General features: G+C 61.1%; 30 protein-coding genes and 1 pseudogene. 21 read left to right on the top strand and 10 right to left on the bottom strand.

The features are described from left to right. Positions 1-1,423: hypothetical protein (locus FQ320_RS22825; protein ID WP_222861698.1), on the top strand; the 1,423-nt coding region annotated here is incomplete at its 5' end. Between the two features lie 185 nt (positions 1,424-1,608). On the opposite strand, the gene FQ320_RS22820 is transcribed toward FQ320_RS22825, so the two are convergent. After that, positions 1,609-2,442, bottom strand: a complete 834-nt coding sequence (locus tag FQ320_RS22820) for a hypothetical protein (protein ID WP_148475598.1) — start codon at positions 2,440-2,442, stop codon at positions 1,609-1,611. A 233-nt stretch (positions 2,443-2,675) separates the two neighbouring features. Here FQ320_RS22820 and FQ320_RS22815 point away from each other — a divergent pair. Together FQ320_RS22815 and FQ320_RS22810 are read left to right on the top strand one after the other, a co-directional pair. Continuing rightward, positions 2,676-3,110, top strand: a pseudogene (locus FQ320_RS22815) (IS5 family transposase); the annotation flags it as partial. A gap of 342 nt (positions 3,111-3,452) precedes the next feature. Further along, the gene (locus tag FQ320_RS22810; protein ID WP_148475597.1) at positions 3,453-4,418 is read left to right on the top strand and encodes a hypothetical protein; all 966 of its coding nucleotides are present in this window, start codon (positions 3,453-3,455) and stop codon (positions 4,416-4,418) included. A 7-nt stretch (positions 4,419-4,425) separates the two neighbouring features. Here FQ320_RS22810 and FQ320_RS22805 read toward each other — a convergent pair whose 3' ends face one another. Then, a complete protein-coding gene (locus FQ320_RS22805) occupies positions 4,426-4,755 on the bottom strand; it encodes a hypothetical protein (protein ID WP_187394044.1) in 330 nt (109 codons plus the stop codon). A gap of 258 nt (positions 4,756-5,013) precedes the next feature. Here FQ320_RS22805 and FQ320_RS22800 point away from each other — a divergent pair, with 258 nt between their 5' ends. The 3 genes from FQ320_RS22800 (at position 5,014) to FQ320_RS22790 (ending at position 8,462) form a co-directional block, all read left to right on the top strand. After that, on the top strand, positions 5,014-6,273 hold the full coding sequence (locus tag FQ320_RS22800) for a site-specific DNA-methyltransferase (protein WP_148475602.1): 1,260 nt from the start codon (positions 5,014-5,016) through the stop codon (positions 6,271-6,273). Further along, positions 6,270-7,658, top strand: coding sequence for a site-specific DNA-methyltransferase (locus tag FQ320_RS22795; RefSeq protein ID WP_255509675.1), 1,389 nt, complete (start codon positions 6,270-6,272; stop codon positions 7,656-7,658). The genes FQ320_RS22800 and FQ320_RS22795 overlap by 4 nt, the downstream gene beginning before the upstream one ends. A gap of 75 nt (positions 7,659-7,733) precedes the next feature. Continuing rightward, positions 7,734-8,462 (top strand): competence protein CoiA family protein, encoded by a 729-nt coding sequence (locus FQ320_RS22790; RefSeq protein ID WP_148475595.1) that lies wholly within the window; start codon positions 7,734-7,736, stop codon positions 8,460-8,462. An 85-nt stretch (positions 8,463-8,547) separates the two neighbouring features. Here the strand turns inward: FQ320_RS22790 and FQ320_RS22785 are convergent, their stop codons facing one another. The 6 genes from FQ320_RS22785 to FQ320_RS22760 form a co-directional block, all read right to left on the bottom strand. After that, complete coding sequence (locus tag FQ320_RS22785) at positions 8,548-9,093, bottom strand: DUF3489 domain-containing protein (protein ID WP_148475594.1); 546 nt, start codon at positions 9,091-9,093, stop codon at positions 8,548-8,550. A gap of 9 nt (positions 9,094-9,102) precedes the next feature. Continuing rightward, positions 9,103-9,327: a hypothetical protein gene (locus tag FQ320_RS22780; RefSeq protein WP_148475593.1), complete on the bottom strand. Its 225-nt coding sequence runs from the start codon at positions 9,325-9,327 to the stop codon at positions 9,103-9,105. After that, positions 9,317-9,544, bottom strand: a complete 228-nt coding sequence (locus FQ320_RS22775) for a hypothetical protein (RefSeq protein WP_148475592.1) — start codon at positions 9,542-9,544, stop codon at positions 9,317-9,319. Before FQ320_RS22775 ends, FQ320_RS22780 begins: the two co-directional genes overlap by 11 nt. 102 nt (positions 9,545-9,646) lie before the next feature. Continuing rightward, on the bottom strand, positions 9,647-9,955 hold the full coding sequence (locus tag FQ320_RS22770; RefSeq protein ID WP_148475591.1) for a hypothetical protein: 309 nt from the start codon (positions 9,953-9,955) through the stop codon (positions 9,647-9,649). A gap of 11 nt (positions 9,956-9,966) precedes the next feature. Continuing rightward, positions 9,967-10,182 (bottom strand): hypothetical protein, encoded by a 216-nt coding sequence (locus FQ320_RS22765; protein ID WP_370513102.1) that lies wholly within the window; start codon positions 10,180-10,182, stop codon positions 9,967-9,969. Positions 10,183-10,202: 20 nt separating this feature from the next. Next, complete coding sequence (locus FQ320_RS22760; protein WP_148475589.1) at positions 10,203-10,400, bottom strand: hypothetical protein; 198 nt, start codon at positions 10,398-10,400, stop codon at positions 10,203-10,205. 129 nt (positions 10,401-10,529) lie between these two features. Between FQ320_RS22760 and FQ320_RS22755 the strand changes: the two genes are divergently transcribed. The 9 genes from FQ320_RS22755 to FQ320_RS22715 are packed head-to-tail and all read left to right on the top strand — an operon-like array spanning position 10,530 to position 18,561. Then, positions 10,530-11,066, top strand: coding sequence for a hypothetical protein (locus FQ320_RS22755; RefSeq protein WP_148475588.1), 537 nt, complete (start codon positions 10,530-10,532; stop codon positions 11,064-11,066). Continuing rightward, entirely contained in the window at positions 11,014-13,083 is a 2,070-nt protein-coding gene (locus tag FQ320_RS22750) for a phage terminase large subunit family protein (protein ID WP_148475587.1), read from the top strand. Before FQ320_RS22755 ends, FQ320_RS22750 begins: the two co-directional genes overlap by 53 nt. A 1-nt stretch (position 13,084) precedes the next feature. Next, positions 13,085-13,300 carry a phage head-tail joining protein gene (locus FQ320_RS22745; protein WP_148475586.1) on the top strand — a complete coding sequence of 72 codons (216 nt, stop codon included), beginning with the start codon at positions 13,085-13,087 and terminating at the stop codon, positions 13,298-13,300. Between the two features lie 3 nt (positions 13,301-13,303). Further along, entirely contained in the window at positions 13,304-14,815 is a 1,512-nt protein-coding gene (locus tag FQ320_RS22740) for a phage portal protein (protein WP_148475585.1), read from the top strand. Beyond that, on the top strand, positions 14,812-16,140 hold the full coding sequence (locus FQ320_RS22735) for a S49 family peptidase (protein WP_148475584.1): 1,329 nt from the start codon (positions 14,812-14,814) through the stop codon (positions 16,138-16,140). The genes FQ320_RS22740 and FQ320_RS22735 overlap by 4 nt, the downstream gene beginning before the upstream one ends. Before the next feature lie 37 nt (positions 16,141-16,177). Next, positions 16,178-16,558 carry a head decoration protein gene (locus FQ320_RS22730; protein WP_148475583.1) on the top strand — a complete coding sequence of 127 codons (381 nt, stop codon included), beginning with the start codon at positions 16,178-16,180 and terminating at the stop codon, positions 16,556-16,558. A gap of 27 nt (positions 16,559-16,585) precedes the next feature. Further along, positions 16,586-17,608 carry a major capsid protein gene (locus tag FQ320_RS22725; RefSeq protein ID WP_148475582.1) on the top strand — a complete coding sequence of 341 codons (1,023 nt, stop codon included), beginning with the start codon at positions 16,586-16,588 and terminating at the stop codon, positions 17,606-17,608. 18 nt (positions 17,609-17,626) lie between these two features. Next, positions 17,627-17,941, top strand: coding sequence for a hypothetical protein (locus tag FQ320_RS22720; RefSeq protein WP_148475581.1), 315 nt, complete (start codon positions 17,627-17,629; stop codon positions 17,939-17,941). Beyond that, on the top strand, positions 17,938-18,561 hold the full coding sequence (locus FQ320_RS22715) for a DUF6441 family protein (protein ID WP_148475580.1): 624 nt from the start codon (positions 17,938-17,940) through the stop codon (positions 18,559-18,561). Before FQ320_RS22720 ends, FQ320_RS22715 begins: the two co-directional genes overlap by 4 nt. Here FQ320_RS22715 and FQ320_RS22710 read toward each other — a convergent pair. Then, positions 18,552-19,412 (bottom strand): hypothetical protein, encoded by an 861-nt coding sequence (locus FQ320_RS22710; protein ID WP_222861697.1) that lies wholly within the window; start codon positions 19,410-19,412, stop codon positions 18,552-18,554. The genes FQ320_RS22715 and FQ320_RS22710 overlap by 10 nt on opposite strands. Before the next feature lie 54 nt (positions 19,413-19,466). Between FQ320_RS22710 and FQ320_RS22705 the strand changes: the two genes are divergently transcribed. Genes FQ320_RS22705 through FQ320_RS22690 form a run of 4 tightly spaced genes read left to right on the top strand, consistent with a single transcriptional unit; the run spans position 19,467 to position 21,535 of the window. Next, positions 19,467-19,889, top strand: coding sequence for an acyl-CoA transferase (locus FQ320_RS22705; protein ID WP_148475578.1), 423 nt, complete (start codon positions 19,467-19,469; stop codon positions 19,887-19,889). Between the two features lie 25 nt (positions 19,890-19,914). Further along, positions 19,915-20,853, top strand: a complete 939-nt coding sequence (locus FQ320_RS22700) for a phage tail tube protein (protein WP_148475577.1) — start codon at positions 19,915-19,917, stop codon at positions 20,851-20,853. A gap of 2 nt (positions 20,854-20,855) precedes the next feature. Next, positions 20,856-21,311 (top strand): hypothetical protein, encoded by a 456-nt coding sequence (locus FQ320_RS22695; RefSeq protein ID WP_148475576.1) that lies wholly within the window; start codon positions 20,856-20,858, stop codon positions 21,309-21,311. A gap of 38 nt (positions 21,312-21,349) precedes the next feature. Continuing rightward, positions 21,350-21,535 carry a hypothetical protein gene (locus tag FQ320_RS22690; RefSeq protein ID WP_148475575.1) on the top strand — a complete coding sequence of 62 codons (186 nt, stop codon included), beginning with the start codon at positions 21,350-21,352 and terminating at the stop codon, positions 21,533-21,535. A 7-nt stretch (positions 21,536-21,542) separates the two neighbouring features. Here FQ320_RS22690 and FQ320_RS22685 read toward each other — a convergent pair whose 3' ends face one another. Continuing rightward, positions 21,543-21,923: a type II toxin-antitoxin system VapC family toxin gene (locus FQ320_RS22685; protein WP_148475574.1), complete on the bottom strand. Its 381-nt coding sequence runs from the start codon at positions 21,921-21,923 to the stop codon at positions 21,543-21,545. Positions 21,924-22,205: 282 nt separating this feature from the next. On the opposite strand from FQ320_RS22685, the gene FQ320_RS22675 reads away from it, so the two are divergent. Then, the gene (locus FQ320_RS22675; RefSeq protein ID WP_148475572.1) at positions 22,206-24,632 is read left to right on the top strand and encodes a phage tail tape measure C-terminal domain-containing protein; all 2,427 of its coding nucleotides are present in this window, start codon (positions 22,206-22,208) and stop codon (positions 24,630-24,632) included. Further along, positions 24,632-25,258, top strand: a complete 627-nt coding sequence (locus FQ320_RS22670) for a DUF2460 domain-containing protein (protein ID WP_148475571.1) — start codon at positions 24,632-24,634, stop codon at positions 25,256-25,258. Before FQ320_RS22675 ends, FQ320_RS22670 begins: the two co-directional genes overlap by 1 nt. The last annotated feature ends 233 nt before the right edge of the window (positions 25,259-25,491 follow it).

The raw sequence follows: 25,491 nt of genomic DNA, 5'->3' as shown, positions 1-25,491 counted from the left end.
GTCGTCCGACGCGACACATCCAAAGGCTCTCTCAGCATCAAACTCAAGCGAGCTGGCTGGGATGAGGCATTCTTATGCAGCGTTCTCAATGGGCTGTAAGACGCGTGAGCCAAACGCGATTGCCCTGAGTGGCGCATACGAAGCAGTAGTTTCGGAGAGTAACGGAGTTCTTACTTTTGAAATATTAGAACCGATCACTCGATCATTCACACTTCGCCTTAGACAAGGGTTAAGCGTCGCTGAAAACAAGCAGCTAAACGCGGACATTCAGGGCTGGATTAATGACCCCATTCCTCCGCAAGGCGGCATTCTAGACATCAAGCTTGACAGCAGAGAGTGCGGTTTGAACGGGGCATTTCCCAACCTTGATGAAATGTACGTAAGTGTATTTGGGGCCGGAAACCCGAGCCATTCCGGTACCAAAATTCGCCTGCTCTTTGAAAGCTATGATTCCATTATAATACGCTCTCAAAAGAGCAATGAGGATTATTTCGAGTATCAGGGAGATGGAATCTGGGCGCAGATGTCGAACGGTAATATTGTAGCGACTTACAAAGAGACTGAACGTGATCCAGGCGGCTTCCGTCTACTTGATGACAAACCCGCAATAGTTGACTTTTTAGGGACCCCCTTAGAGAAGCCTCGGCTAGTGTTTGTTCCACACAGCTTTGCTGGTTGGCGGCCTTTGTGGGAGAGATATGCCTTTCAATGGCAACCAACCGAAGAGTTCATCTTCGACATTGTCCGTGATCGAATGGCCCATAGTGTTCCATTCGAGCGGGGCGTGGATGTGTATTCATACATCGAGCAAGTATTGTCCGATGATACGCTGGAGACGCTGGTGCTTTCAGACGAAAGCAACCAACGGATTGGATTCGACGGCAACGAGAATCGTTTTCGCATACTGGCATTCGCACAAGCCATCGATGGAGATTTCTCGCAGGGCCCAGAAGGTTTCCTAGATGGACAGTTTATTTCGCATATCAACTTCAATGTAGAAGGAGAGTGCAGCGGTAATGAAGTCGCGACAATTTCTCTGATAGATGTCAATGTTGAGTTTGGAGCTGTTGTTGACGGGTCTGGCGGCGCGGATATTCCAAGTGATCTAACGATTTCAAAACTGGAAATCGAAGGGGTTGAGCGCGATGCTGTAGAGATGCAAATTTGGGTGCAATACAATCCAGAATTGCCTGACGCTGGAACGCTTGATGAAAAAATGCCTCGCGAATGCAATATGATATGGCAAAGAGTCGATGCTCGGCTATATTGCTCTGGCTCTTCCTTGAGACAAGCGGCCGAAGTATCGGGCAGCAAGTTCTCAAGCGGAAAGTTTATGGCCAATGACTATGAAGTCGGCCACAACTTCGATGGATTTGAAAGCTTGTGGCAATGCGACGGAAATAGGCCCGACCTCATTAAATAGACATTTTTTACATAAGTCCAGCATTGGAGTAGGTTAAAGATCTCTCGTGGATTGACCAAAATACCATCCGCACAGCACGTTCCCGCACATCTGGTGAATATTTTTTTCCGCATTTGTTCTTTTCCAAAACCCAGCATCCTTACTTCTGGGTCTCCGGCAAACAAGTGGCGGTTCATTCAGATTGGCTAACCAAGCCCCCAGATCATAGCATCGAAGTCGAGACGATAAATTGACTTTAGCGGTTCCCGGACTTCAATTTCGATATCCTGGCCAACGCCATACTCGATTCTTAGGCTCTTGGGTAAGGTTGCTGGTCCAACGAGATAGTGCATCCAAAAATCCAGTATCTGTTTGTCTGGCGTCATGATCATAGCCATAGGGACTACAACGGCTTCACCAGGTCCAAGATCAGGTAGTGCAATGTCGTTATGTTCCGGGAGCACATCGCCGACCTCTAGTACACAATCACCGCCCTCGTATTCATATAGGCATCCATCCTGTATGAGTTCGTATCCATAGTGAAACTGAAATATCTCTCGTGTAGTACGGTCAAGCTCAAATCGTTCGACGGATAGGTTGCCAGATTGCACCGGAACATGGCCGTGGTTCTTCACGACTAGGCCGAGGATGTAGCGCTTGTACTCGGACACACAGCCACGCTCCGGGCAAATTTGTTCCGCGGTAAGGCGGGCGTTTATACTCTCCAGAAGAACCGCAGAATAATCAGTTTCGTCTTGAATTGCCTCGGTCAGTACATCAGTTCGTAGAACCTTAAACCCCGCGAGAACCGCGAGGTCTTCCGAAGACTCCGCTTCTCCATCAACGAGGGTGAGCGGCATCGCGATATAGGAGGCAGCTATAGCAGGCGCGTCTTCGGGAGGCGCGCAGCACCAAGCGTAAACCTTTTCGCCAATACCAACCGAGCTGGCTGCCAAGCCCAGGACGAACGCCACTGTCGTCCAGAACCAACCTGGCTTGAACTTCCCTTTCGAGTCTTCTTCTGCTTCACGGTCAGCCACAACCAAGCCTCTCTCGCTATTCATAGCTTAAAGCAAGTCACCCCAGGCCGAAAGAATTTTGATCTTCGGTCAAAACTGATACGTTTCTGTCCCCAAAGAAAACCATCGTTTCTGCACATTGAGCGGAAGCCGACACTCGAAGGATAGCAGCTTTGTCCGCATTGTGTAAATTCGCCCATCACCTGTTCCTGCTATTGCAGCGAAAGTCCGGTCTGATGGACCGCACCGCAGCTAAAAAAGGGGGGCGTGGCAGGCTGATCGGGCGGACGAAAGGCGGCATGAACACGAAGCTACATGCCATCACCGACGTCAAAGGGCGCCCGATCCGGTTCTTCATGACCGCCGGTCAGGTTAGTGATTACGCCGGGGCCAGGGCTCTGGTGAGCAGCCTGCCATCCGCCGATTGGTTTCTAGGAGATCGGGGATATGACGCGGACTGGTTCCGCGAGGCCCTTATGAACAGAGAAATAAAGCCCTGCATCCCCGGGCGGAAGTCACGTGACAAGCCCATCAGATATGACAAGCGTCGCTAAAAGCGGCGCAGCAGGATCGAGATTATGTTCGGCCGCCTCAAGGACTGGCGTCGTGTCGCGATCCGCTATGATCGCTGCCCCAAGGTTTTCCTCTCTGCCATCGCGCTTGCAGCAACCGTCCTGTTCTGGCTCTAAATCAATGAGTCTGGAGCCTAGGTATGTTGCCGCTGGATGTCGGTTCTGGGCCGATCACGACGCTAAGCCCCCCTGGCATGGTTCCTCCCCGGCCACAAACGTATGCGGGGGGGCGCAGCGCGGCATTTCGCTAGCGGCAGGCAGTTTCACCGGGGAATCCAGGCTGAATCCACTTTGTGGAAGACAGTCGAGTAAACGTTTGTATTTCAGCTACTTAGCAAATCACGATCTGGCCCCGTTGGATTCTTTTGCGGAATCCACCTGAGCCAGTTTGCGGAAGCCACCTTGTGGAAGCCAAACTCAGGGCGCTCGGCTGACCGCAGGCATCACCCAGAGCCAAAAATGCTTGATCTGCTGGCCTCTTCAGGCAATCCTTTTGTCAGACGACAGGCCACTTGGGGAATGTCGGTCGAAATGTCGTCCGACGGACGCCTTTTTGTTTTGGAGGAAATCATGACGTCTCAAATTTCCCAAGAGCTGCCCCCGAATACGCGAAGCGCCTTGCGCACTGTCGGTGGTATGACCATCGCTGCTAACGAGGTCAGGACACTGACCGACGCTGAGCAGTTCATTATTATTGGGGATCTCACCATGGAGGATGACAGCACGCTGATTGTGCCCAGCCACTTCGGCCAATGGAGGGCGCATATCCTTCGGGCGAACTTTGGCCGTCGTGTCAGGATCAGCGCCCGAGGCGAAGAAGGTACAACCGTTACGGACCCCGCCAAAAAAAGGCGCAATCCGAAAGGACAATGCCGGGACGTACAGTTCGAGGCGACCGTCGGTTTTAACGCACGCCCCGGAAAAAACGGCGGTAGCGGTGTGAATATCCAGATTCGGATGGGGCTTGAAAGTGCCATCGATCTCATCATCGACGCTTCTGGCGGTATCGGTGGCGGTTCGGGCGCAGCGGGAGACGGCGCCAGAGGACGTGGGGCGAGTTGCAACAACGGTTGCGGCGGCGATCGCGGTGGAAGAGGCGGGGCCGGGCATCAGACCAGTGGCGGCGATGGTGGAAATATCTTCATTGACTATTGGCTTATCGGCGCCCCGGATCCCCTAACAATCGGACGCGGTATCGGGCTTGTGAGCAATGGGGGGCAACCCGGCCCCGCCAGTGCCCCGGGCCGTGGTGGGCCCGGGGGTAAAGGCAAGAAGTGTGCGTGGGGCGTATACACTCAGCCAACTGGACCGCGCGGCTATGACGGCATAATGATCACCGGGTATTTTGGAGATCGCGGCACGATCCGTTACGATCTTGCGGATGCGCCCATGTCAGAGGTCTGGGTATCGGCCCTCGATGACTAAAGTGGTTCTAGTGCGCCATGATGCCTTTGAAGCCCCATGAGGCCGCTATCGTCTCGTCGCGGTCCATGAGCATGATCGCCCCGTCCACGTCGGTGATATTGCCTGTCACAGCATCAAAGCCGGTCATGCGCAGGGCGAAGCCTGTGTCCGCGTGGAAATCTCGGTCAATCGTGTAGATGCCGCCGAAGTTGATCCGGCTTTCGTTCCCGGCCTTGTCCGAGTAGCCGAACATGCGCAGAAACACGTCCACGCCTTCGTCACGATAGATCCCGCAGGTCGGTTCTGGCGTCATCAGTGTGACAGAGCTTTTTGCGGCATACTTCGTGAAATCACCCACACCGTACTGTTTGACCTCTCATCCCATGAAGTCCGGCTCGGCATAGCCGTTGGGCGATATGCCTTGATTCCACTTCATTTTTCCATTTGACAAAGCTGCCCCCCTTGACCTACCTATTGACCATCGAAGAATAGCGCTCGGAGGATACACCTCTCGGGCGCTTTCGTTTTCCCCCACATCGCGGATCCACATTCTGCCGTGGCCATTGTTGGCCTCTCGCATCGTCGTATTCGCCCTGCCCAAATTGAGAACCGCCCCATGGACCTGGTCTTTGCACCGAGCCAGATCGAGACTTGGCCTCTCGATCGGCTGCGCCCTTATGCGCGCAATGCCAAGATCCACGGCACGGACCAGGTCGCCAAGATCGCCGCCAGCATGGCCAAGTTCGGCTGGACCGTGCCCTGTTTGGTGGCCGACGATGGCGAGCTGATCGCGGGGCATGGTCGAGTCCTGGCGGCCGCGATGCTGGGGCTGACCGACGTGCCGGTGATCCGGCTCGGCCACCTCGACGAAGCCGAGCGCCGGGCCTACCGGATCGCCGACAACAAACTGACCGAGTTGGGCGATTGGGACGAGGCGATGCTGCGCGACGAGATCGCGGGGCTGTTAGCCGAGGATTTCGACTTGTCGCTGCTGGGCATCGCCGACGAGGATCTAGACGCCTTGCTGCGCGATCCGGATCAAGCGGAAGGTGGTGCCGTCGAGGGTGAGGATGACATTCCCGCACCACCGGTCACGCCAGTGTCGGTGGCGGGTGACCTGTGGCAGCTTGGATCGCACCGGCTGATCTGTGGCGACAGCACGTCCGCCGATGTGGTCGGGCGGCTGCTCGGCGATGTGCGGCCGCTCTTGATGGTGACCGATCCACCCTACGGTGTGGAATATGACCCTTCTTGGCGCAACCAAGCGGGTGCAGCCAAGACCAAACGCACCGGCAAGGTGCTGAACGACGACCGCGCTGACTGGCGTGAGGCATGGGCGCTGTTCCCCGGCGACGTGGCCTATGTCTGGCATGGCGCGCTGCATTCCTCGACTGTGGCCGAGAGCCTGGTGGCGGCGGGCTTCAACGTCCGCTCGCAGATCATCTGGGCCAAGGACAGGCTGGTACTCAGCCGGGGCGACTATCACTGGCAGCACGAACCTTGCTGGTATGCTGTCAAGAAGACCGGCAAGGGCCATTGGGCCGGGGATCGCAAGCAGACGACACTATGGCACATTTCCGGCAAGGACCAGGATGCGGCCACCGTGCATGGCACCCAGAAGCCAGTCGAGTGCATGCGCCGCCCGATGCTGAACAATTCCAACCCCGGTCAGGCGGTGTATGAACCCTTCATGGGATCCGGCACCACGCTGATCGCGGCGGAAACGACCGGGCGCGTCTGTTTCGGGATCGAGTTGAACCCGGCTTACGTTGACGTGGCCATCGAGCGCTGGCAACAGTTCACCGGCGCAAACGCTGTCCTAGCCGAAACCGATGAAACCTTCGCCGAGCTGAAGGCCAAGAGGCTGGCGGCATGAATGTGCCAATCCTGCCGGGCCGGATCGAGTACTGGCCCCTCGCTCGGCTGAGGCCCTACGCCCGGAACGCCAAGACCCACGATTCCGGTCAGGTGGCCAAGATCGCCGCCAGCATGGCCGAGTTCGGTTGGACCGTGCCGGTGCTGGTGGCCGCCGATGGCAAGTTGATTGCTGGCCATGGTCGCGTCCTGGCGGCGGCCCATCTTGGCCTGTCCGAAGCACCGGTGATCATTCTGGACCATCTGACCGAGGCGCAGCGCCGGGCCTATCGCATCGCCGACAACAAATTAACCGAGCTGGGCGGCTGGGACGAGGCCCTGCTCCTACAGGAACTGCAGGCGCTGCTGGCGGAGGATTTCGACCTCGGGCTGATCGGGATTCCGGAGGATGAACTGGACGCTCTGCTGCACGCGGGCGACGACGACAGGACGGTGATCGACGACGATGCGGCTGATGCCATCCCCGATCCACCCGCCGAACCCATCACCAAGCCGGGCGACATCTGGGCGCTGGGCAAACACCGGCTGTGCTGCGGCGATGCCACCGATCCCACCGCCGTCGCGAGGCTGATGCAGGGCGAACAGGTTAAGTTGATTTTCACCTCGCCACCCTACGCCCAACAGCGCGACTATGGCGCGGCCAAGGAAAAGGTCGGCGATTGGGATGCGCTGATGCAGGGCGTGTTCACCGCAGCGCCGGTCACGGCCGAGGCGCAACTGCTGGTCAACCTTGGCCTCGTACATCGCGACAGCGAATGGCAGCCCTATTGGGAAGGATGGGTGGAATGGATGCGCGGCTCTGGCTGGCGACGGTTTGGCTGGTATGTGTGGGATCAGGGTCCGGGCTTGCCGGGCGACTGGAACGGCCGCCTGGCCCCATCGCACGAGTTTATTTTCCACTTCAACCGCGCGCCCCGCAAACCGCACAAGACGATCCCGTCCAAACACGCGGGCGAAACCCTCGGCGGCGGTGGGCTGCGCGGAGCCGACGGCACCGTCCACGCCAAAACCGGAACCGGCAACGAAATCCAAAGCCACCGCATCCCGGATTCTGTCTTCCGCATCATGCGGCACAAAGGTGGGCTGGGTGCTGCCGGATCGCATCCAGCCGTGTTCCCCGTAGCGTTGGTCGAGGCTGTGCTGACAGCGTTCTCAGATCCCGGCGATCAGATCTACGAACCGTTCTGCGGCTCTGGAACCCAACTGGTCGCGGCTGAGCGCGCTGGGCGGCGCTGCTTCGCAATGGAGCTGGATCCGGTCTATTGCGATGTGGCCGTGCGCCGCTGGGAGATGGCGACGGAGAAGTTGGCGGTGCGTAACGGCGCTGACGCCACTGTGTCTGCACGACATGTTCCAAACCAGACGCATCGGCGTGTTCGAGGTTGAACCCTGGCTGCCATACATCCCATACTGTGTTTCCAGTGCCTCTGAACGAGGTGATCCAGTTGCTAGGCGGAGTACGTGGGACAGATAGCCTATCATGCTAAAACTGGTGCGATGGCTGAGGCGTTTTCAGCGCCAGATAGCGTATGGCAAGACATCTGCCAATCGCCCGCTGGCACATGGTTGATGCCCCAAACAGATTGGCCCGCTACTCCGAAGACTTCAATTCGCGGCCTACGCTTCTTCGCTCATCGTCCCGGTTACCCTGATAAACTGCCCGCACCAGAAAGCTACGCGCACACACGCCTAAAGATTGAAATCGCGCTCGCACTTCGCCGAACCGGGTATCAGGCAGATCTTGAGGTTTCAGGTCAAACTCCAAATGGCGATGCATGGATTGCCGACGTTTTGGCGCGGCGCAAGGATGACAAGCTGATTGCTTTTGAAATTCAGTTCTCGAGCCAGCACTTGGCCGACTTTCGTTCACGTACAATGAGGTACTCTCAATCAAGTGTGTCAGTCTGTTGGTTCATGCCACACAAGCCTGTAGCCAATCGACTTGGTAAAGCGCTCTGCTATGAAAATCAGGCCTATTACAAAGAACATGGCGTTTTTGTTGCTGACTGCGAGGAAATCATACCCTTCTGGTTCGACATAAAAGGGAAGGATGAATATCCTGACCAATCACCTGAAATCCACTTTGGACGAGGCCAGTATAATCGCCGTTTAACGATCGATGAAGCCGTTGAGGGAATGATCGAGGGAAAGCCTTACTGGCAGTATCCTCATTGGAACTGGCGGGCTTGATTACAGAAAGCCAAACGAATTTGGCGCCATGGGAAGCGTTAGTCGTCCATCAAATCCTCACGGGACAAATCGACAAGGCATCGCATTACACACCCGCACGTCTGATCCGGTACACTCGCCCACGACTCTCTTCCTTCGCCGAGGTCACGACCAACCCGAGTTTCTTGCCCAACGCACCGGACATCGCACCCCTCGCGGTGTGAACTTGCCAGTTAGTCGCAGCGACGATCTCGCCGATGGACGCACCTTCGGGGCGCTGCAGCATTGCAATCAGCATGGCCTGCTTGGTGCCAGTGCGCAGGGACGACGGCTTGGGGGCGGCGGTCTTGGCGGCATGTTCGCGGATCGCAGCAACCGTCTTCACCACCACTGGCTCAATCCCGATGGCCAGCAGACCGGCATCGGTCACCACCAGCGTCGTGCCATGGCCGTCGCCGGTCTCGCGCCAGAGGGGTTCGCCCCGGTGCAAGTTGGCGTCGACCTCCTGCAGCCAGCCGTGTTCGATCATCTTGGTGACGGCCATCTTCGCCGCCGCACCGGCTAACCCCTTGGGCAGCGGCAGGGCGATGTTGTCGGGGCGCTGGGCCCCGGCGCTGAGAATGATTGTCTGGGTTTCGGTCATCTTGGTCATGGCGTTCCCCTATTGGTCCTGCTTGGCAAGGAAGGCGCTAATGCGCGACATCAGGTCGTTGTGGCCGTCGGCATCCGTGGCGATGAACGCGTCGCCATCGTCATCGCGGTCCAGATCGGCAATCTCACGCAACAGGGCGATGGCGTCATCGCAGGCGGCGAGGTGCTCGGCCTCCCATGCGGCAGTGATGGCATCCTGTTCGATCTGATGGCGCTGGGCGGGATCAAGCGGCATGGTCACCCTCCTTGAACGCGGCGTCGGTGATCTGGCGCAGCAGACTGGCATAATGGTTCAGGGTGCCGACATCGCCCCAGTTGATCTCGTCGGGGTGGGTCTGGAAGTGGTCGTCGCTCAGCGCCTTAAGGCGCTCCAGCATCGCGTCGATCTGGAACTTGGCAGTCATTAATGCGTCGAGGGCCTTGGTATTCTCTGTCGCGCGGCGGGTGGTCATGGCGTGGTCTCCGGGGGTGAGTTGCATCGTTTTCGTGTAATCACCATCGCTCTGTCGGGGCGCGCAGTGTAGGCAAATACAAGCAATAACAGTGCTTTCTGATTACACTCCCGTCGCTGCTCGGCCCGCCTCGGCTTGCGGCACCACGTGCACCCACTGGCAGCCAATCCACATGTAGAGATGGGCAAATTCCCGCGTCGGGCGCGGCAGGATGCGGGGATCGCGGGGCGGGCTGAAGCAATCAAGCGCCTCGGATGTGACCTGCCGGATTTCCCGGGCGGTGAGGATGTCCTCGGGCTTCCAGCGCGCCAGCACGGGCAACATGTGGGCCGGATAGCCGTCGAAATGGACATACACATGCGCCCATTCCTCGGGGCCGATCTGGATGGCGATTTGCGCGCGGGTGCTCATATTGTGCTCCGTCAGATCAGCTGCAGATCAACCAGCACGGCGCTGGCGGCGGCCAGCTGCGCAGTCGGCAGGTCGATCTTGATGTGCGAGAAAAGGTCCGAGCAGTCGGCTTTGATCCCGCCCTCGCGCAGCGCGGCTTCAACGACCTCGGCCACCACGCTTGGGCGGCTGCGGTCGAGATGGTCAGGCAGCGTGCCGATGTCGATGCGGACGGTGGTGGTGGCCATGCTCATGTCCCTGCCCTCATTCAGCGCTTCGCGGCGGCGTGACCAGCGGCATAGGCCGCTTCCAGCGCGTCGCGGATCGCCCAGACCGCCACATCGTGGAAGTCGAGCCGGTCGCTGTTCTGGGTCTCCAGCGTCTCGATGCTGTGGAAATGTTTCGTCGCGATCTCCAGCAGCAGGGCTTCGCTGGGGGCTTTGGCGGGGGCGGTCTTGGTGGTCATGGCGGTGTCGTCCTTAGCTGAGTTGCATCGTTTCCTCGGACCCAGAATCGCTCGACGCGGGAGTGTAATCAACTGAATAATCAGGTCATTTCCGTTTAATTCCAATATCTTGAGGTCCATTGAATCCCCATGGAAGGTATGTCCGAGCGTGAGTATTCCGCCCATTCCGGCCTGTCGCGCGGGGCTATCCAGAAGGCCCGAAAAGCCAGTCGGCTGGTAGTCTACAGCGACGGGTCGATCAACGCGGGCGCGTCCGATGTGCGCCGCGCTGACATGACCGACCCGGACCAGCAGCGCCGCAGCACTGGCGGTGACAGTGGCTTCTCTGGTCCGGCCGACAGCTCGTCCTACTTGAAAGCCCGTACCGCGCTGACGGTCTACCAAGCACAAGATCGCCAGCTGGCGATCCAGAAGAAGAAGGGCACGCTGGTCGATCGCGCCCGGGCGGAAACTCTGGTGTTCCGGCTGGCGCGCCAAGAGCGCGACACGTGGGTGACCTGGCCCAGCAGAGTGGCAGCTCTGATGGCAGCCGAGGTGGCATCAGAGGTGGAAAAACAAACCGGAAAACGGGTGATCATCGAGGCCGCGATCCTGCAGAGGGTGCTGGAAACCCATGTCAGAGAGCAACTCGACGCACTTGCCGATCTCCGGGTCAGCCTCGGATAACGACGACACGGAAAACGACGATCTGACCGATGATCAGCTGACAGATGGGCTCGATCTCGGGTTTGATGGAGCTGAAGACATCCTGCGGTCTTGGCGTCGCGGCATGCGGCCTGATCCGGACCTGACCGTTTCGCAATGGGCGGATCAGCACCGCAAACTGTCGTCGCGGGCTTCGGCCGAACCCGGGCAGTACCGCACCGCACGTACGCCGTACTTGCGCGAAATCATGGATGCGCTGTCGCCCCGCCACCCGGCGCAGCGCATCAGCTTCATGAAAGCAGCGCAGGTCGGCGCGACCGAGGCGGGCAACAACTGGATCGGCTTTGTCATCCATCATGCACCGGGTCCAATGCTTGCGGTGCTGCCGACGGTGGAAATGGCCAAGCGAACCTCGCGTGGGCGGCTGGATCCGCTGATCGCCGAGAGTCCGGCGCTGCGGGAACGGGTCAATCCGGCCCGCTCTCGCGACGCGGGCAACTCGATGCTCTCAAAGGAGTTTCCGGGCGGCATCTTAGTGCTGACCGGGGCAAACTCGGCCACCGGCCTGCGTTCGATGCCCGCGCGCTACATCTTTCTGGATGAGGTCGATGCCTATCCGGCCTCGGCCGACGAGGAAGGCGATCCGGTCACGCTGGCGGAAGCGCGAACCACCACCTTCTCGCACCGGCGCAAGGTGTTCATGGTCTCGACCCCGACGATCCGGGGGCTGAGCCGGATCGAGCGGGAATTCGAGGCTTCTGATCAGAGGCGATACTTCGTGCCGTGCCCACATTGCGACGCGATGCAGTGGTTGCAGTTTGAGAGGCTGCGCTGGGCGAAGGGGCGGCCTGATACAGCGGCGTATCATTGTGAAGGCTGTGAGAAGCCCATCGCAGAGCATCACAAGACAAGAATGCTGGAGCAAGGCGAGTGGCGGGCGACCGCTGTCTCGGCCGATCCGCATTCGATTGGCTTCCATATCTCGGCGCTCTATTCGCCTTTGGGCTGGAAAAGCTGGCAGCAGATCGCGCGGGACTGGCTGGCGGCACAGGGCTCCGAGGAAATGCTGCGCGCGGCCCGCAACACCCTGCTGGGCGAGACTTGGGTTGAAAGCGGTGACGCGCCAGAATGGCAGCGACTGGCGGAGCGCCGCGAAAGCTATGCGGGCGTGCAAATTCCCGAGGGCGGGCTGTTCCTGACGGCAGGCGTTGATGTCCAGAAAGACCGGATCGAGCTCGACGTCTGGGCCTGGGGCCGCGGCCTAGAAAGCTGGCTGGTCGATCACATCGTCATTGCGGGTGGTCCGGATGATCCAACCTGCTGGGACAAACTGACGGCGCTGCTCGGCCGGACTTGGGCCTGCGCCAATGGCGCGGTGATGGTGATCGGCAAGCTCGCCATCGACACCGGTTATGAAGCGGCGGCAGTTTATGCATGGGCGCGCAAACAGGGGTTTAGCCAAGTAGTCCCTGTCAAAGGCCTCGAAGGCTTAAATCGCGCGACACCGGTGTCAGGCCCAACCTTTGTCGACACCACCATCGGCGGCAAACGATTGCGCCGCGGCGCGCGGCTGTGGTCGGTGGCCACCGCCACTTTCAAGACCGAGACCTATCGCTTTCTGCGGCTGGAACGCCCCTCGGATGAAGACCGAAGCTTGGGCGTGCTCGATGCGCCCGGCACCGTGCATTTGCCAGACTGGATCGACACCGAATGGCTGAAGCAGTTGGTCGCCGAGCAACTCGTCACCGTGCGCAACAAGCGCGGCTATAGCCACCCCGAATGGCAGAAAATGCGGGAACGCAACGAGGCGCTCGACACCCGCGTCTATGCCCGGGCGGCCGCGTGGATCATGGGCGCGGATCGCTGGGATGAGGCGACATGGCGGCGACTGGAGATGCTGGCAGGCGTGGAAACCAGACCGGCACCGCAAACGGCCACGGCAACCGAACCGGCCACGCCCGCCCCGCCCAAGGCCGGAACACCGACCACGCCACGGTGCAAACGCCGGGCTTACACACCGAACTTCATGAGGGATTGAGATGGATCTGGAACGGATGCGCGCACTTTTGGCGGCGCTGCAAGAGGCGCGTTACGCGGGCGTCCGCTCGGTCAGTTATGACGGCAAGAGCATCAACTATGGGTCGGACGCGGAACTAGCGAACGCCATTGCCGATCTGGAGGGCCGGATTGCCACCGCCACCTCCGGCAGGTCGCGCCGTCGTCGCTGGGGCACCGTTGCCTCGAAGGGTCTGTGATCCATGGCGTTTGAAGCTTTCCGCCAGCGCATTGGCTCGATCATCGGTGGGTTTGACGCGGCTCAAGCTCACCGCCGCCTGCGCGGGTTCCGAGCAAGCCGTGCGCATGTGAACACGCTGATTGCCGCCTCGGGCGACACCATCACCGCCCGCGCTCGCTGGCTGGTCCGGAACAACGGCTACGCCACGAACGCCGTGGAGTCCTTCGCCAGCAATGTCGTCGGCGATGGCATCAAGCCCTCATCGACTATCGCCGATGCCGCCAAGAAAGAAGAGCTGCAGGCGCTCTGGCTTGCCTGGACCGATGACGCAGACGCAGAGGGTTTGACTGACTTTTACGGTTTGCAGCGCCGGGCGACGCGCGAAGTTTTCCTGTCGGGCGAAGTCTTCATCCGCCTCCGCCCGCGCCGGGCCGAGGATGGTCTGGCCGTTCCGCTCCAGTTGCAGATGCTGCCGTCAGAAATGCTGCCCCTCGACATGAACCGTACCCTGCCCGGCGCTGGTCTGATCCGGCAGGGCATTGAGTTCGACGGCATTGGTCGCCGCGTGGCCTATCACTTCCTGCGCCGCCATCCCGGCGATCTGACCGATCCAGGCCTTGCGGGTGAAACGGTCCGCGTCCCGGCAGGCGATGTGATCCATGTGCTGGATCCGGTCGAAGCGGGCCAGCTGCGCGGTGTGTCACGCTTCGCCGCAGCAATCGTGAAGCTGTTCACGCTCGACCTCTATGACGACGCTGAGCTGGAACGGAAGAAGATCGCGGCGATGTTCGCAATGTTCATTACCTCGCCCGCTCCCGAAACCCCGCTGGAACCGACTGAGGAGGATCTTGAGGTTGAACCCGGCCAAGTGGTGCGTCTGGATCCCGGCGAGGATATCTCGACACCCGCCACCCCGGATTCCGGCGGTACTTATGAGCCGTTTCAGTACCGCACTCTGCTGCAAGTCGCGGCGGCGCTGGGCATCCCCTATGGCTATCTGACCGGTGACACCGCCAAGGGCAACTTCTCCAACACTCGAATTTCTCTGATCGAATTCCGCCGCCGGATATCAGCCTGGCAGCATGGCGTGCTGGTTTATCAGTTCTGCCGCGCGGTCTGGACGCGCTGGATGGATACAGCTGTGCTCTCGGGTGCCTTGGACCTGCCCGGCTATGACCTGCAGCGCCGCCAATATCAGGCCTGCGCCTGGCTGCCGACCAAATGGGACTGGATCGACCCGATGAAGGATGCCTCGGCAGAGATCGTTCAGATCGAAGCGGGCCTGAAATCGCGCACGCAGGCGCTGGCGGAGCGGGGATACGACGCAGAACAGGTGGACCGCGAAATCGCTGCCGAGCGGAAGCGTGAACGCGATCTCGGCCTGGACTTCCGGCGGCCGGGATCCCCGGCGCAGGGGCCCGGCGCGGTTACCGGCAATGATGATGACAGCGACGGCGAAGACCAGCGCGATGGTACCCACGAAGAGGGTGCAGGCGACGACGCTGCGAAACCCGCAGCAAAGGAAGGCGCATGATGCACCACGCCCAGATCGCCCAGCGCGCCTTCAACACCCCGCTGATGGTTGACCCGGCCAAGGCGCTGGCGTTCCTGTCAGGGCTCGGGCCGCGCATCACCGGGCAAGACATCACCTTCCAGGGGTTTGGTGTCGAGCAGCTCGACCAAACCACGGCCGCCCTGCCCGCCCGCGCATCCCTGTTTGGCAATGATCTCGCCCAGCGCCATCAGCGCAACGGCAGCCAGCCCTTTGCCATCATCGACGGCATTGCCGTGATCGAAATCTCCGGAACGCTGGTGCATCGAGGGGCGTGGATCGGGCAATCGTCTGGCCTGACCTCCTATGAAGGCATCGCCGCTCAGTTGCAGGCGGCCGTAGCGGATCCCGGTGTTCGCGGCATCGCCTTGGACATCGACAGCTTCGGTGGCGAGGTCGCGGGTGCTTTTGACTTGGCGGACCGCATCCGAGCGGCGCGATTGCAAAAGCCGGTCCACGCATTCGTCGCAGAACATGCCCTTTCGGCTGGTTACGTTCTGGCTTCCCAAGCCGACCGGATCATCCTGCCGCGCACCGGTTCTGTCGGCAGCATCGGCGTTGTGGCGCTGCACACCGACATGAGTGGGGCCCTCGACCAGAAGGGCATTGCTGTCACGCTGATCCATGCCGGATCGCACAAGGTCGACGCCAACCCCTACCAGCCTCTTCCGCAGGCCGTGCAAGACCAGATGCAGCGCGAGTTGGAGGTCGTGCGTTTCCTGTTCGCCGAGACCGTCGCCGTTGGTCGCGGGGATCGGCTGACACATGCGGCAGCGCTTGCTACAGAAGCTGCCGTGTTCCGCGGCACTGATGCCATCGCTGCAGGTCTCGCCGATGAACTGGCCGACCCAGTCACAGCCTTCCGTACATTCGCCGCCGCCCCGCGCGGTACCAGTCCATCCAGCAGAAAGGGTCCACAAATGACCACCGAACCCATCGACACGCCGAACCCGACTGACCATGCCAACCCTTCCGCAGCACCGGACGCACCGACCACGTCTTCGCCGTCAGCCGAAGCCACGATGCCAACGCCCGACGGAACCATGACCGCAGACGCCGTGCGCGCCGAGGCGGCCGAGGTTGCGCAGGTCTGTGCGCAAGCCGCCCGGCTCGGCGTGACCATCGACGCTGCCGATGCCGTCACGCGCGGGTTGAAGCCTGAAGCCCTGCGCGCTCGCGTGTTGGCAGATCTCGCCGCCCGCAGCGACGCGGCTGGCATCATCACCACTGCCCCTGCCGCAGCGGCCGCGAAAGACAGCCCGATCATTGCCGCCGCAAAGAAGGCCGCGACCGACGCCAAGCGCTAATCCAGCGCCCCAACCCCAACATCATGGAGACTGACCGATGCCCGTCCTGACGGAACAGCCCAGCATGGGCGATGTCCTCAAATATGAGGTCAACCCGAACTACACCCGCGAAGTGATCACCCTGCTGATCGGCACTTCCTATCCCGCAGGGGCCGTCCTTGGCCGCATCACGGCAAGCGGCAAATACACCCTCTCGCCTGCAACCGGTGCGGACGGTTCCCAGACCGCCGTCGCGGTCCTGCTTTATCCGGTGAACACCACGCTGGCGGATGCGGTCGGCATCGTCGTCACCCGCGGGCCTGCCATCGTGTCGCGGGCGGGCCTCGCCTACGAGGCCACCGTCAACGACTCGACCAAGATCAACGCCAAGATCACCCAGCTGGCCGCCGTGGGCATCATCGCCCGCGACGGCGTCTGATCCCCCATTTCTTCCGGAGCTCCCCCCATGACCCTTGTCCGCAATCCCTTTGACGCTGGCGGCTATTCGCTGGCCGAGATGACGCAGGCCATCAACATCCTGCCCAACCTATACACCCGCCTCGGTCAGATCGGCCTGTTCCGCTTCGAAGGCGTCACCCAGCGCTCAGTCATCATCGAGCAATACGAGGGTGTGCTGAACCTGCTGCCCTCCGTCCCCCTCGGTGGCCCCGCCACCGTCGGCACCCGCGAGGGCCGGTCGATGCGCAGCTTTGCCCTGCCGTGGATCCCGCATGATGACGTGATCCTGCCGGGCGACATTCAAGGCCAACCGGCGCTCGGCGTCTTCGATGGTGCCGACCCTCTGGTCGAGGTGATGAACCGCAAGCTGCAGCTGATGCGCCGCAAGCACGCCCAGACCCGCGAATACATGGAGATGAACGCTCTCCGCGGCATCGTGAAGGACGGCGCGGGCACGACCCTCTACAACTACTTCACCGAATTCGGCCTCGCACAAATCTCGGTGGATTTCCTGCTGGGCACCGCGGGCACCAACGTGCAGGGCAAGGTCCGCGAGGTCTTGCGCGCGATGGAAGACAACCTTCTAGGCGAAAGCATGTCGGACGTGCATGCCCTCGTCAGCCGGGAATTCTTCGACAAGCTGATCGCGCACCCGAAGACCGAGGAAGCCTACAAGTTTTACGCCGCCACCGGCGCGCAGCCCTTGCGCCAGGATGTGCGGCGGAACTTCCCCTTCGCAGGGATCGTGTTCGAGGAATACGCGGGCACTGTCACCCTCTCGACCAAAGCCACCGAACGGCTTGTCCCCGCCAGCGAGGGCATCGCCTTCCCGCTGGGCACGATGGACACCTTCACCACCTATGGCGGCCCGGCCAACCTGCTGGAGGCGGCCAACACACTCGGCCTGCCGCTCTACGCCCGCCAGCATCTCGACGAGAAAGGCCGCTGGATCGACCTGATGACGGAAGCCTCGATCCTGCCTGTCAACAAGCGGCCACGCATCGCGATCCGCCTGCACACCTCAAACTGACGGGTTGGGGCAATCATCATGACCATTTTCGCAGCCGCCATGGACCGCATCTATGCCAACCCGTCCATGGCGGCGGCCGCAGTCTGGATTTCCGCCACTACCTCGGAGGAACGCCCGATCCGCGTGATCCGCCGCGCCCCGGACCGCATCACCGAATTCGGGGCTGCGAGGTTTGTCAGCGACACCATGATGGTGGACGTCCGCGTCTCCGACCTGCCAGACCCTCGCCCCGGCGATTTGATTGTCATTGGCGCGGACAGCTTCACTGTTCAAGGGGAGCCTATCCGCGACCGCGAACGGCTGATCTGGTCAGTGGACCTGCGCCCATCATGAAGCTGAAGATCGCCTTTGACCCCGACATCGTCGCCCTGATGCAGGCCGAGATCGCAGCCGGCGAAAAAGCAGTGTCCGCCGCCATGCGAGAAGCGGGCATTTCTCTGAAATCCGCCTGGCGTGGCCAGATCACTGGCGCAGGGCTGGGGACGCGGCTGGGCAACTCAATCCGCCTCGCCAGCTTCCCAAAATCCGGCGACAGCCTGAACGCGGCAGCACTGGTTTGGTCCAACGCCCCGGTCATCATCGGCGCACATGACAAAGGGCCGCTGATCCGGTCGAAAGACGGGTTCTGGTTGGCCATCCCCACCCCAGCCGCAGGGAAAAGCACCAAGGGTGGCCGCATTACCCCCGGCGAGTGGGAGCGCCGCACCGGCCTACGCCTACGTTTCATCTATCGCCGCCGCGGGCCAAGCCTGCTGGTCGCAGAGGGGCGGCTGAATTCAAAGGGCCGTGCAGTGGCGTCCAAGTCGAAAACCGGACGCGGCGTGGCAACCGTGCCGATCTTCCTGTTGGTGCCGCAGGTCAAACTGCGCAAACGGCTGGATCTGGCACGGGATGCGGAGCGCGCGGTGGACGGCGTACCGGGGCTGATCGTGGCGAAGTGGCTTCAGGTGTAAATGTCCTCGCGGTCCTCCTGATAGTCGCCGACCACCCATATGAAACTCTGGATGTCGATGCCATCGCGCGGCTTCAAATCGTTGAGTTCGTCGGTAGTTCTATCAACGAGATCCAGAAGACTGACATAGACATTAAAGTTTAGGCGCGCCTCGTAAATCGAAGCGAATGAATGCCCTACACGCGCCGCATAGTCCTTTGTCACCTCCGGTTTGAGGAACATATGCTGCTCGGGACGCCAGAGATACGGCAGGTAGGTCGCGACGGTCCATTTGGCGGAATCAAACGGTTTGAGCGTGTTTTCCAGCCGAACCAGCGAAGCTTTGTCAGCATTTTTTGCAAAAGCTGCCGCGGCTTGGATTACCGCATCCGCGCTCGAGCCACGAAAGACCTCCTGTAGCTTGGTCTTTTCGAAGGGTGAGAGCATGTTCGTCGCGCGATAAACAGAAAGCACAGCTTCACCAAATCCAGATCCAGTCAACGCTTCTTCAAGCGGCGCAGCAGCTTCCAGCTTATTCTTGGCCGCGAGCTTGTAGTTTCTTTCCTGATTGGCGTAGCCGTCGGAGTGAAAACCATTAGGGAAAAACTTTAGGAAGCGACTTCGCGCACCGGAGTAGCCGAAGTACCGCGGGTCGGATTTGCCTGCCTCGTCGTGCAGTTGCAGCCAAACGCGGTCCGCGTCATCTCCTTCGGCGCAAATTTTTCCATCGGCGAGTCCGTAGAATTTGCCATCCTTCTCAGCCAACCGCAGGGTTCGTTTCCCAAGGTTGCCGTGGCGAATGGTCTTAGCAACGCCCATTTCGTGCTCCAAGCTTTCAAAAACAATTACCAGCTTAGCCGTCGAATGGTCCAATTAGAAAGGCCTGAAACCAATGGCACTGACAACATGAACTGATCGACCTGAGACATGACCAGCACCCGCGAAACCATCCTTGTCGCGCTGCACGCGCGGCTGCTGTCACTTGCCGCCCTTATCCTGCGCGATGAAATCCCGCCCGAGCGTATCCCGGCGGCTGGTCTGATCATCCTACGCGATGGCCAGCCTGGAGAACCGGAGGTGACGCTGTCACCGCTGCGATACCACTACCAGCACCGCGCCGAGCTGGAGGTCGTCGTCCAGGCCCCGAATGGCCGGGCCAGCGCTTTCGACACCCTGATCGCCGCCATCGGTACGGCGCTGGAAGCCGACCGCACGCTTGGCGGCCTCTGCGACTGGGTCGAAACCGAAGCTCCGGCCTCGGTCGACCTGCCCATCGAGGGCGCGGCGGCGCTAAAGGCGGCGGTGATTACCGTCGTTTTGCATTACACCACCACCGGCCCTCTGGCCTGACATCCCACCATAAAAGGAGACTCCCATGGCACGTGCGCAAGGCGCGCGGGCGCAGATGGCGCTTGCGTATGAGACGGTTTACGGCACCCCGCCGGTCACTGGGTTCCGGCTGATGCCCTTCGCCCGGACAACACTGGGGTCTGAACAACCGCTGCTGGAATCCGAACTGCTAGGCTATGGCCGCGATCCTTTGGCCCCGATCAAAGATGCTGTCACATCAGACGGCGAGGTGGTGATCCCCATTGATGTCGAGGCCTTCGGCTATTGGCTGAAGGCGGCGTTTGGCCAGCCCACGACCACCGGCACCACGCCCAAGACCCACACCTTCCAGTCGGGCAACTGGACCCTGCCCAGCATGTCGATCGAGACGGCAATGCCCGAGGTGCCGCGTTTCGCGATGTATTCCGGCTGCGTGCTGGATCAGCTGTCCTGGCAAATGCAGCGCTCCGGCCTTTTGACCGCCTCGGCAAAGCTGATCGCCCAAGGCGAAACCATCGCTGCAACAACGGCCGCCGGAACGCCGACCGCTCTTGGCCTGCAACGCTTCGGTCACTTCAACGGCACCGTGAAGCGCAACGGCAGCAGCTTGGGCAATGTGGTGTCCGCCGAGATCACCTATTCCAACAACCTCGACCGGATCGAAACCATCAGGGGTGATGGCCGCATCGACGGGGCAGACCCGACCATGGCTGCGCTGACCGGCCGGATCGAGGTGCGGTTCTCCGACGCGACGCTGGTCACCCAAGCCATTGACGGGACGCCCTGCGAGTTGGAGTTCAATTACAGCCTCGGGGCGAATGCGAGTTTCACCTTCACGGCCCATGCCGTCTATCTGCCGCGCCCGCGCATCGAGATCGCCGGGCCGCAGGGTGTGCAGGCCAGCTTCGATTGGCAGGCCGCGAAAGCCACCAGCCCCGCGCGGATGTGCACCGCCGCCCTCATCAACAGCATCGCGAGTTATTGATCATGATCCGACTGAACCTGACCGCCACGCCCGAATGGCTGGACCTCGCCCCCGGCCTGCGCTTGCTGGTCGGCCCGCTGACCACCGCCCTGATGGTCTCTGCCCGCGCTGATCTGGCCGTTGAGGAATTGCCCGAGCACGCCACCCAAGAGGAAATGGCGCTGGCTATGGCCAAAGCCGTCGCCCGCCGCGCCGTGCTGGATTGGGAGGGTGTCGGAGATGATGCAGGCAATATCGTGCCAGTCAGCCCTGAAGGCATCGATGCGCTCTTGGAAATCTGGCCCGTCTTCGAGGCGTTTCAGACCCAATACGTCGCGCGCGGCCTGCTGCTGGACGCGGAAAAAAACGTCTCCGCGCCCTCGCCGACTGGTCCTTCGGCGGGGGCGACCGGTATTGCGCGGCCTGCCCGCCCGTCAAAGACCGCGAGAGCAACTGCCCCGACTGCCCCACAAGGTTGAACCGGCCGCAAACGCCAGAGGGCTGGCAGGTCTGGGACTTGGTAGGTCGCCTCGGCGGGCAGCTGCGCGTGATCCCCGGCGCGGTGCTGGGCTGGGATATGGGGGCTGCCTTGGCTCTGGCACAGGCCCTCGGGATCAACCCCCTGATCGCCGCCGAACTGCTGCCGGAGATCGAGGCGGTGATGGTGCGCAAACTGAACGAACAGATCGCTCCATCAGAGTGAGATCCGATCAGGTGCCGGTTTTCGCGATCAAGGTCACACCGGGAAGGCCGTCGAAATGCGCGTCGCATGTCAAAAGAGTAGCACCGCGCAGGCGTGCGGTCGCAAAGATGATGGCATCTGCCGTCGCCAGTTTGTGGGCGCGGCAGGCGTCTGCGGCAGCAAGTGCGATCTCGGTGTCGAGCGGGACGATCTGGCAAACTTGAGTGAAGGCGATCACCTGGTCGGCCTTGTCTTCGCCGACCTCACGCGTGAGCCATTTTGCCAGTCCCAACTGCACCATCGTCGGCACAAGCCAGTCAGATTGCTCCGGCAGGTGCTTTGTCAATTTGTCCCCGGTTGGGGATCCTATCAGCCACTCAATCCAAGCCGATGTGTCGACGAGGACCATCAGCAGCGGTCCTCTCGATCACGATAGTCTGCGACGTTTGCCCCGCGCGCGAGACCCTTCAGCGCATCCCGCTTCGGGACGGGCACAAGCAAAACACCTGTTCCCTTGGGGATGAAGGCAAAAGTCAGTCCTGCCTCCCAAGCTTGGGCTGAGCGGATCGCCTTGGGAATGGAGATTTGAAACTTTGTGGACAGGGTTGCTGTCTCTGACATGATCATACCCTCTCTAGATCGATAAGTAAAACGTAAGACGCTCCACTCCGAATTTCAAGGATCCATTGCCATGGCTGAAAAACGCGTCTCCGTCCGCCTTGTCGCCGAAGGCGGCCGCCAGGTGCGCGCCGAGTTGGAAGGTATCGGCGATGCTGGCGCGCGGGGTTTCGGTCGCTTGTCGACGGAGATGGAACTAGCCAATGCCCGGCTTGCCAGCTTCGCCCGCAAGGCCGGGATTGCCTTGGCAGCTGTGACGGTTGCGGCGGCCGCTGCTGGCGTGGCGATGATCCGCTCGGGCCTCGCGAATGTCGACGCACAGGCCAAACTCGCGCAATCGATGCGGACCACGGTGGAAAGTGTGCAGACCCTGACATGGGCCGGGGAACTGGCTGGTGTGTCGATGGGCGAGATCGAACAGGCCACGAAGAAGCTGACCACGCGGCTGTCGGAAGCGGCCACCGGATCGGGATCTGCGGTGGAGGCTTTGCACCGATTGAACCTGACAGCGGCGCAATTGCAGGCGATGCCACTCGACCAACGCATCATCGCCATCCAGGAGGCACTGAACCAATTTATCCCCGAAGCCGAGCGCGCGGCTGTCGCCTCCGATCTCTTCGGCGACAAGGCAGCGCTAGCCTTCCTGCGCATTGATTCCGCCACTCTGCGTGAAGCGGCGCAGGATGTACGCGATTTCGGCGTCGCGGTCAGCGCCAGCGACGCCGCCCAGATCGAGCGCACCGGCGACGCAATTGCCCGGCTGAGCCTGATCTGGACCGGCCTCGTCAACCGGCTGACCGTCGCCGTAGCACCATTCCTCGAGACTATCGCCACCAAACTAGCAGACATGGCGCGCGCGACTGGCCCCATCGGCATGGCAATCACAGCACTTTTCGACAACATCGGCCGCCTGACGACTTACGCCGGGACCTTCGCCGCCCTCATGGCTGGGCGCTGGGTTGCAGGACTCGCGGCGGCCGCCTTGTCAGTGCGCGGGCTTGCAACGGGCCTTGTGTTCCTGCGCGGCGCATTGATCCGCACAGGCATCGGCGCCCTGATCGTCGGTGCAGGCGAGTTGGTGTTTCAGTTCACCCGGCTGGTCGCGGGCGCAGGCGGGTTCGGTGCAGCGATTGGCCTGTTGAAGGATCTGGCGCTTGAGGTTTGGGATCGCATTGGTCTGGGCGCAGCCTCTGCCTGGTCGAAAATCGAGGCCAGCTGGGCCGGATTGCAGGCCATCGTCTATCGCGCGATGCAGTCATCGGTAGAAGCTGTGACCAGCTTTGGCAATTCGACGGCTGGTATCTTCAAGGGTGCTTACGACGCCGTAAAAGCGATCTGGGGCCAGTTGCCTTCTGCCATTGGCGATTTCGCGTTTCAGGCAGCGAACGGGTTGATCGGCGGCGTCGAGGCGATGCTGAATGGCGTGGTCACCCGCATCAACAGCTTTATCAATGCCCTGAACGGCGCCCTCGCCCTCCTGCCGGAATGGGCTGTGGGCGAAGGCGGGGTGCGGATTGGCATACTGGATCCTTTGACTCTGGGCCGGATCGACAATCCCTTCGCCGGATCAGCCGCTGCTGCAGGCACCGCTGCGGCAGAAGCTTTCTCGGCCGCAATGGCGCAGACCTATGTCTCCACGCCCGACCTTGGCCTGACGGGGATGGCGGAGGAGGCAACATTCCGGGCCGAAGCGTATCGCGAGGCCTCTGGCATGTTGGCCGACGCCGCCGCGCGCCCGATGCAAAGCTGGCAGGCACTAAAAGACGCTGTTGCAGGCGCAGGCACAGAGGGCGAAGCCGCACTGGATGGGGCGACAGACGCTGCCGACCGGCTGGATGAATCAGTCACCGAAGCTGGGCGGGCCGCCGGTGGCGCGGGTGCTGCCGCAGCAGCAGGCGCCGAAGTGGCCAAGACCGGATGGGAGGCCGCCGTGGCCACCCTTGCCGATTATGCCACCAAGGCCCGCGACATTGGCGGGGATATCGGCAATGCGCTGGTCTCTGCCTTCACCTCGGCCGAGAACGCGGTGGGTGAGTTTGTCAAAACCGGCAAGCTGGATTTCCGCGACCTGGTCACCTCGATGATCGCCGATCTGGCGAAGCTGGCGGCGCGGCGCTTCATCCTTGGCCCGATTGCCAATGCGCTCTCGGGCGCGCTGGGCGGCGCAGGCGGTCTCTTTGCCAACGTCCTGCACGCGGGCGGTGTGGTCGGATCACCCGGACCGGGCCGCATGGTGCCAGCACTAGCTTTTGCTAATGCACCGCGCATGCATTCCGGCGGCTGGGCCGGGATCAAACCGGATGAGGTTCCGGCAATCCTGCAACGCGGCGAGCGGGTTCTATCGCGCCGGGAGGCGGCTGGCTACGGCCAAGGCCAGTCCTCTGCGCCAGCCGTCAATGTAACCATCATGGCCCGCGATGCCGAAAGCTTCCGACCATCGCGCACGCAGGTTGCGGCCGACATTGCCCGCGCCGTGTCGCTGGGCCGGAGGGGTATGTGATGGCATTTCACGAGGTTCGTTTCCCCGACACTATCAGCCGCGGCGCACGCGGCGGTCCCGAGCGGCGCACTCAGATCGTGGAGTTGGCTTCGGGCGACGAAGAACGAAATGCCAGTTGGGCGAACTCCCGTCGTCGCTATGATGTCGCCTATGGCATCCGCCGTGCAGACGATCTGGCAGCAGTCGTGGCGTTCTTCGAGGCGCGGAATGGTCGCCTGCACGGGTTTCGCTACAAGGATTGGGCCGATTACAAATCCTGCCTGCCGTCGCAGGCGATCACCGCGATTGACCAGCAGATTGGCACCGGGACCGGCAGCATGAAGATTTTCCAGCTGTCGAAACGCTACGTCTCCGGCGCGCAAAGCTGGACGCGGACGATTGCCAAGCCGGTGGCAGGCACGGTTCGCGTCGCGCTGGGCATGGCGGAGCAGATGTCGGGCTGGACGATGGATGCCACGACCGGCGTAATCACCTTTACCACCGCCCCCGGCAATGGCGTCATAGTCCGCGCCGGATTTGAATTTGATGTCCCTGTGCGTTTCGACACCGACGTGCTCGACGTAACCCTCGATATCGAACGGTTGGGGTCGATCACATCCATTCCGCTGCTGGAGATCCGCAAATGAGGCAATCGTTAGTCGGTCTCAGGGGCCGGAGTACGAACCAAAGTCAAAAGCCGTTCATTGGGTGGCTTATATTGTCTCAACGCAGCCAGGAACGCTTCTAGAGTCACAACATCAAGAACGATGGGGTTGCCGTCAAACTGGCACGGTTCGTCGGCCTTATTCTCGGTTCCAGCTTCGTCTGGGACGTCATCTGCCATCATTACACCTATCTCGGCAACGCGCTTCGGATTTCA

Origin of the sequence: Oceaniovalibus sp. ACAM 378 (genome assembly GCF_008085915.1) — a bacterium.
Lineage (GTDB): Bacteria > Pseudomonadota > Alphaproteobacteria > Rhodobacterales > Rhodobacteraceae > Oceaniglobus.
Note: the sequence above shows the minus strand (reverse complement) of the source record. Positions and strands in the feature narration are given on the sequence as shown.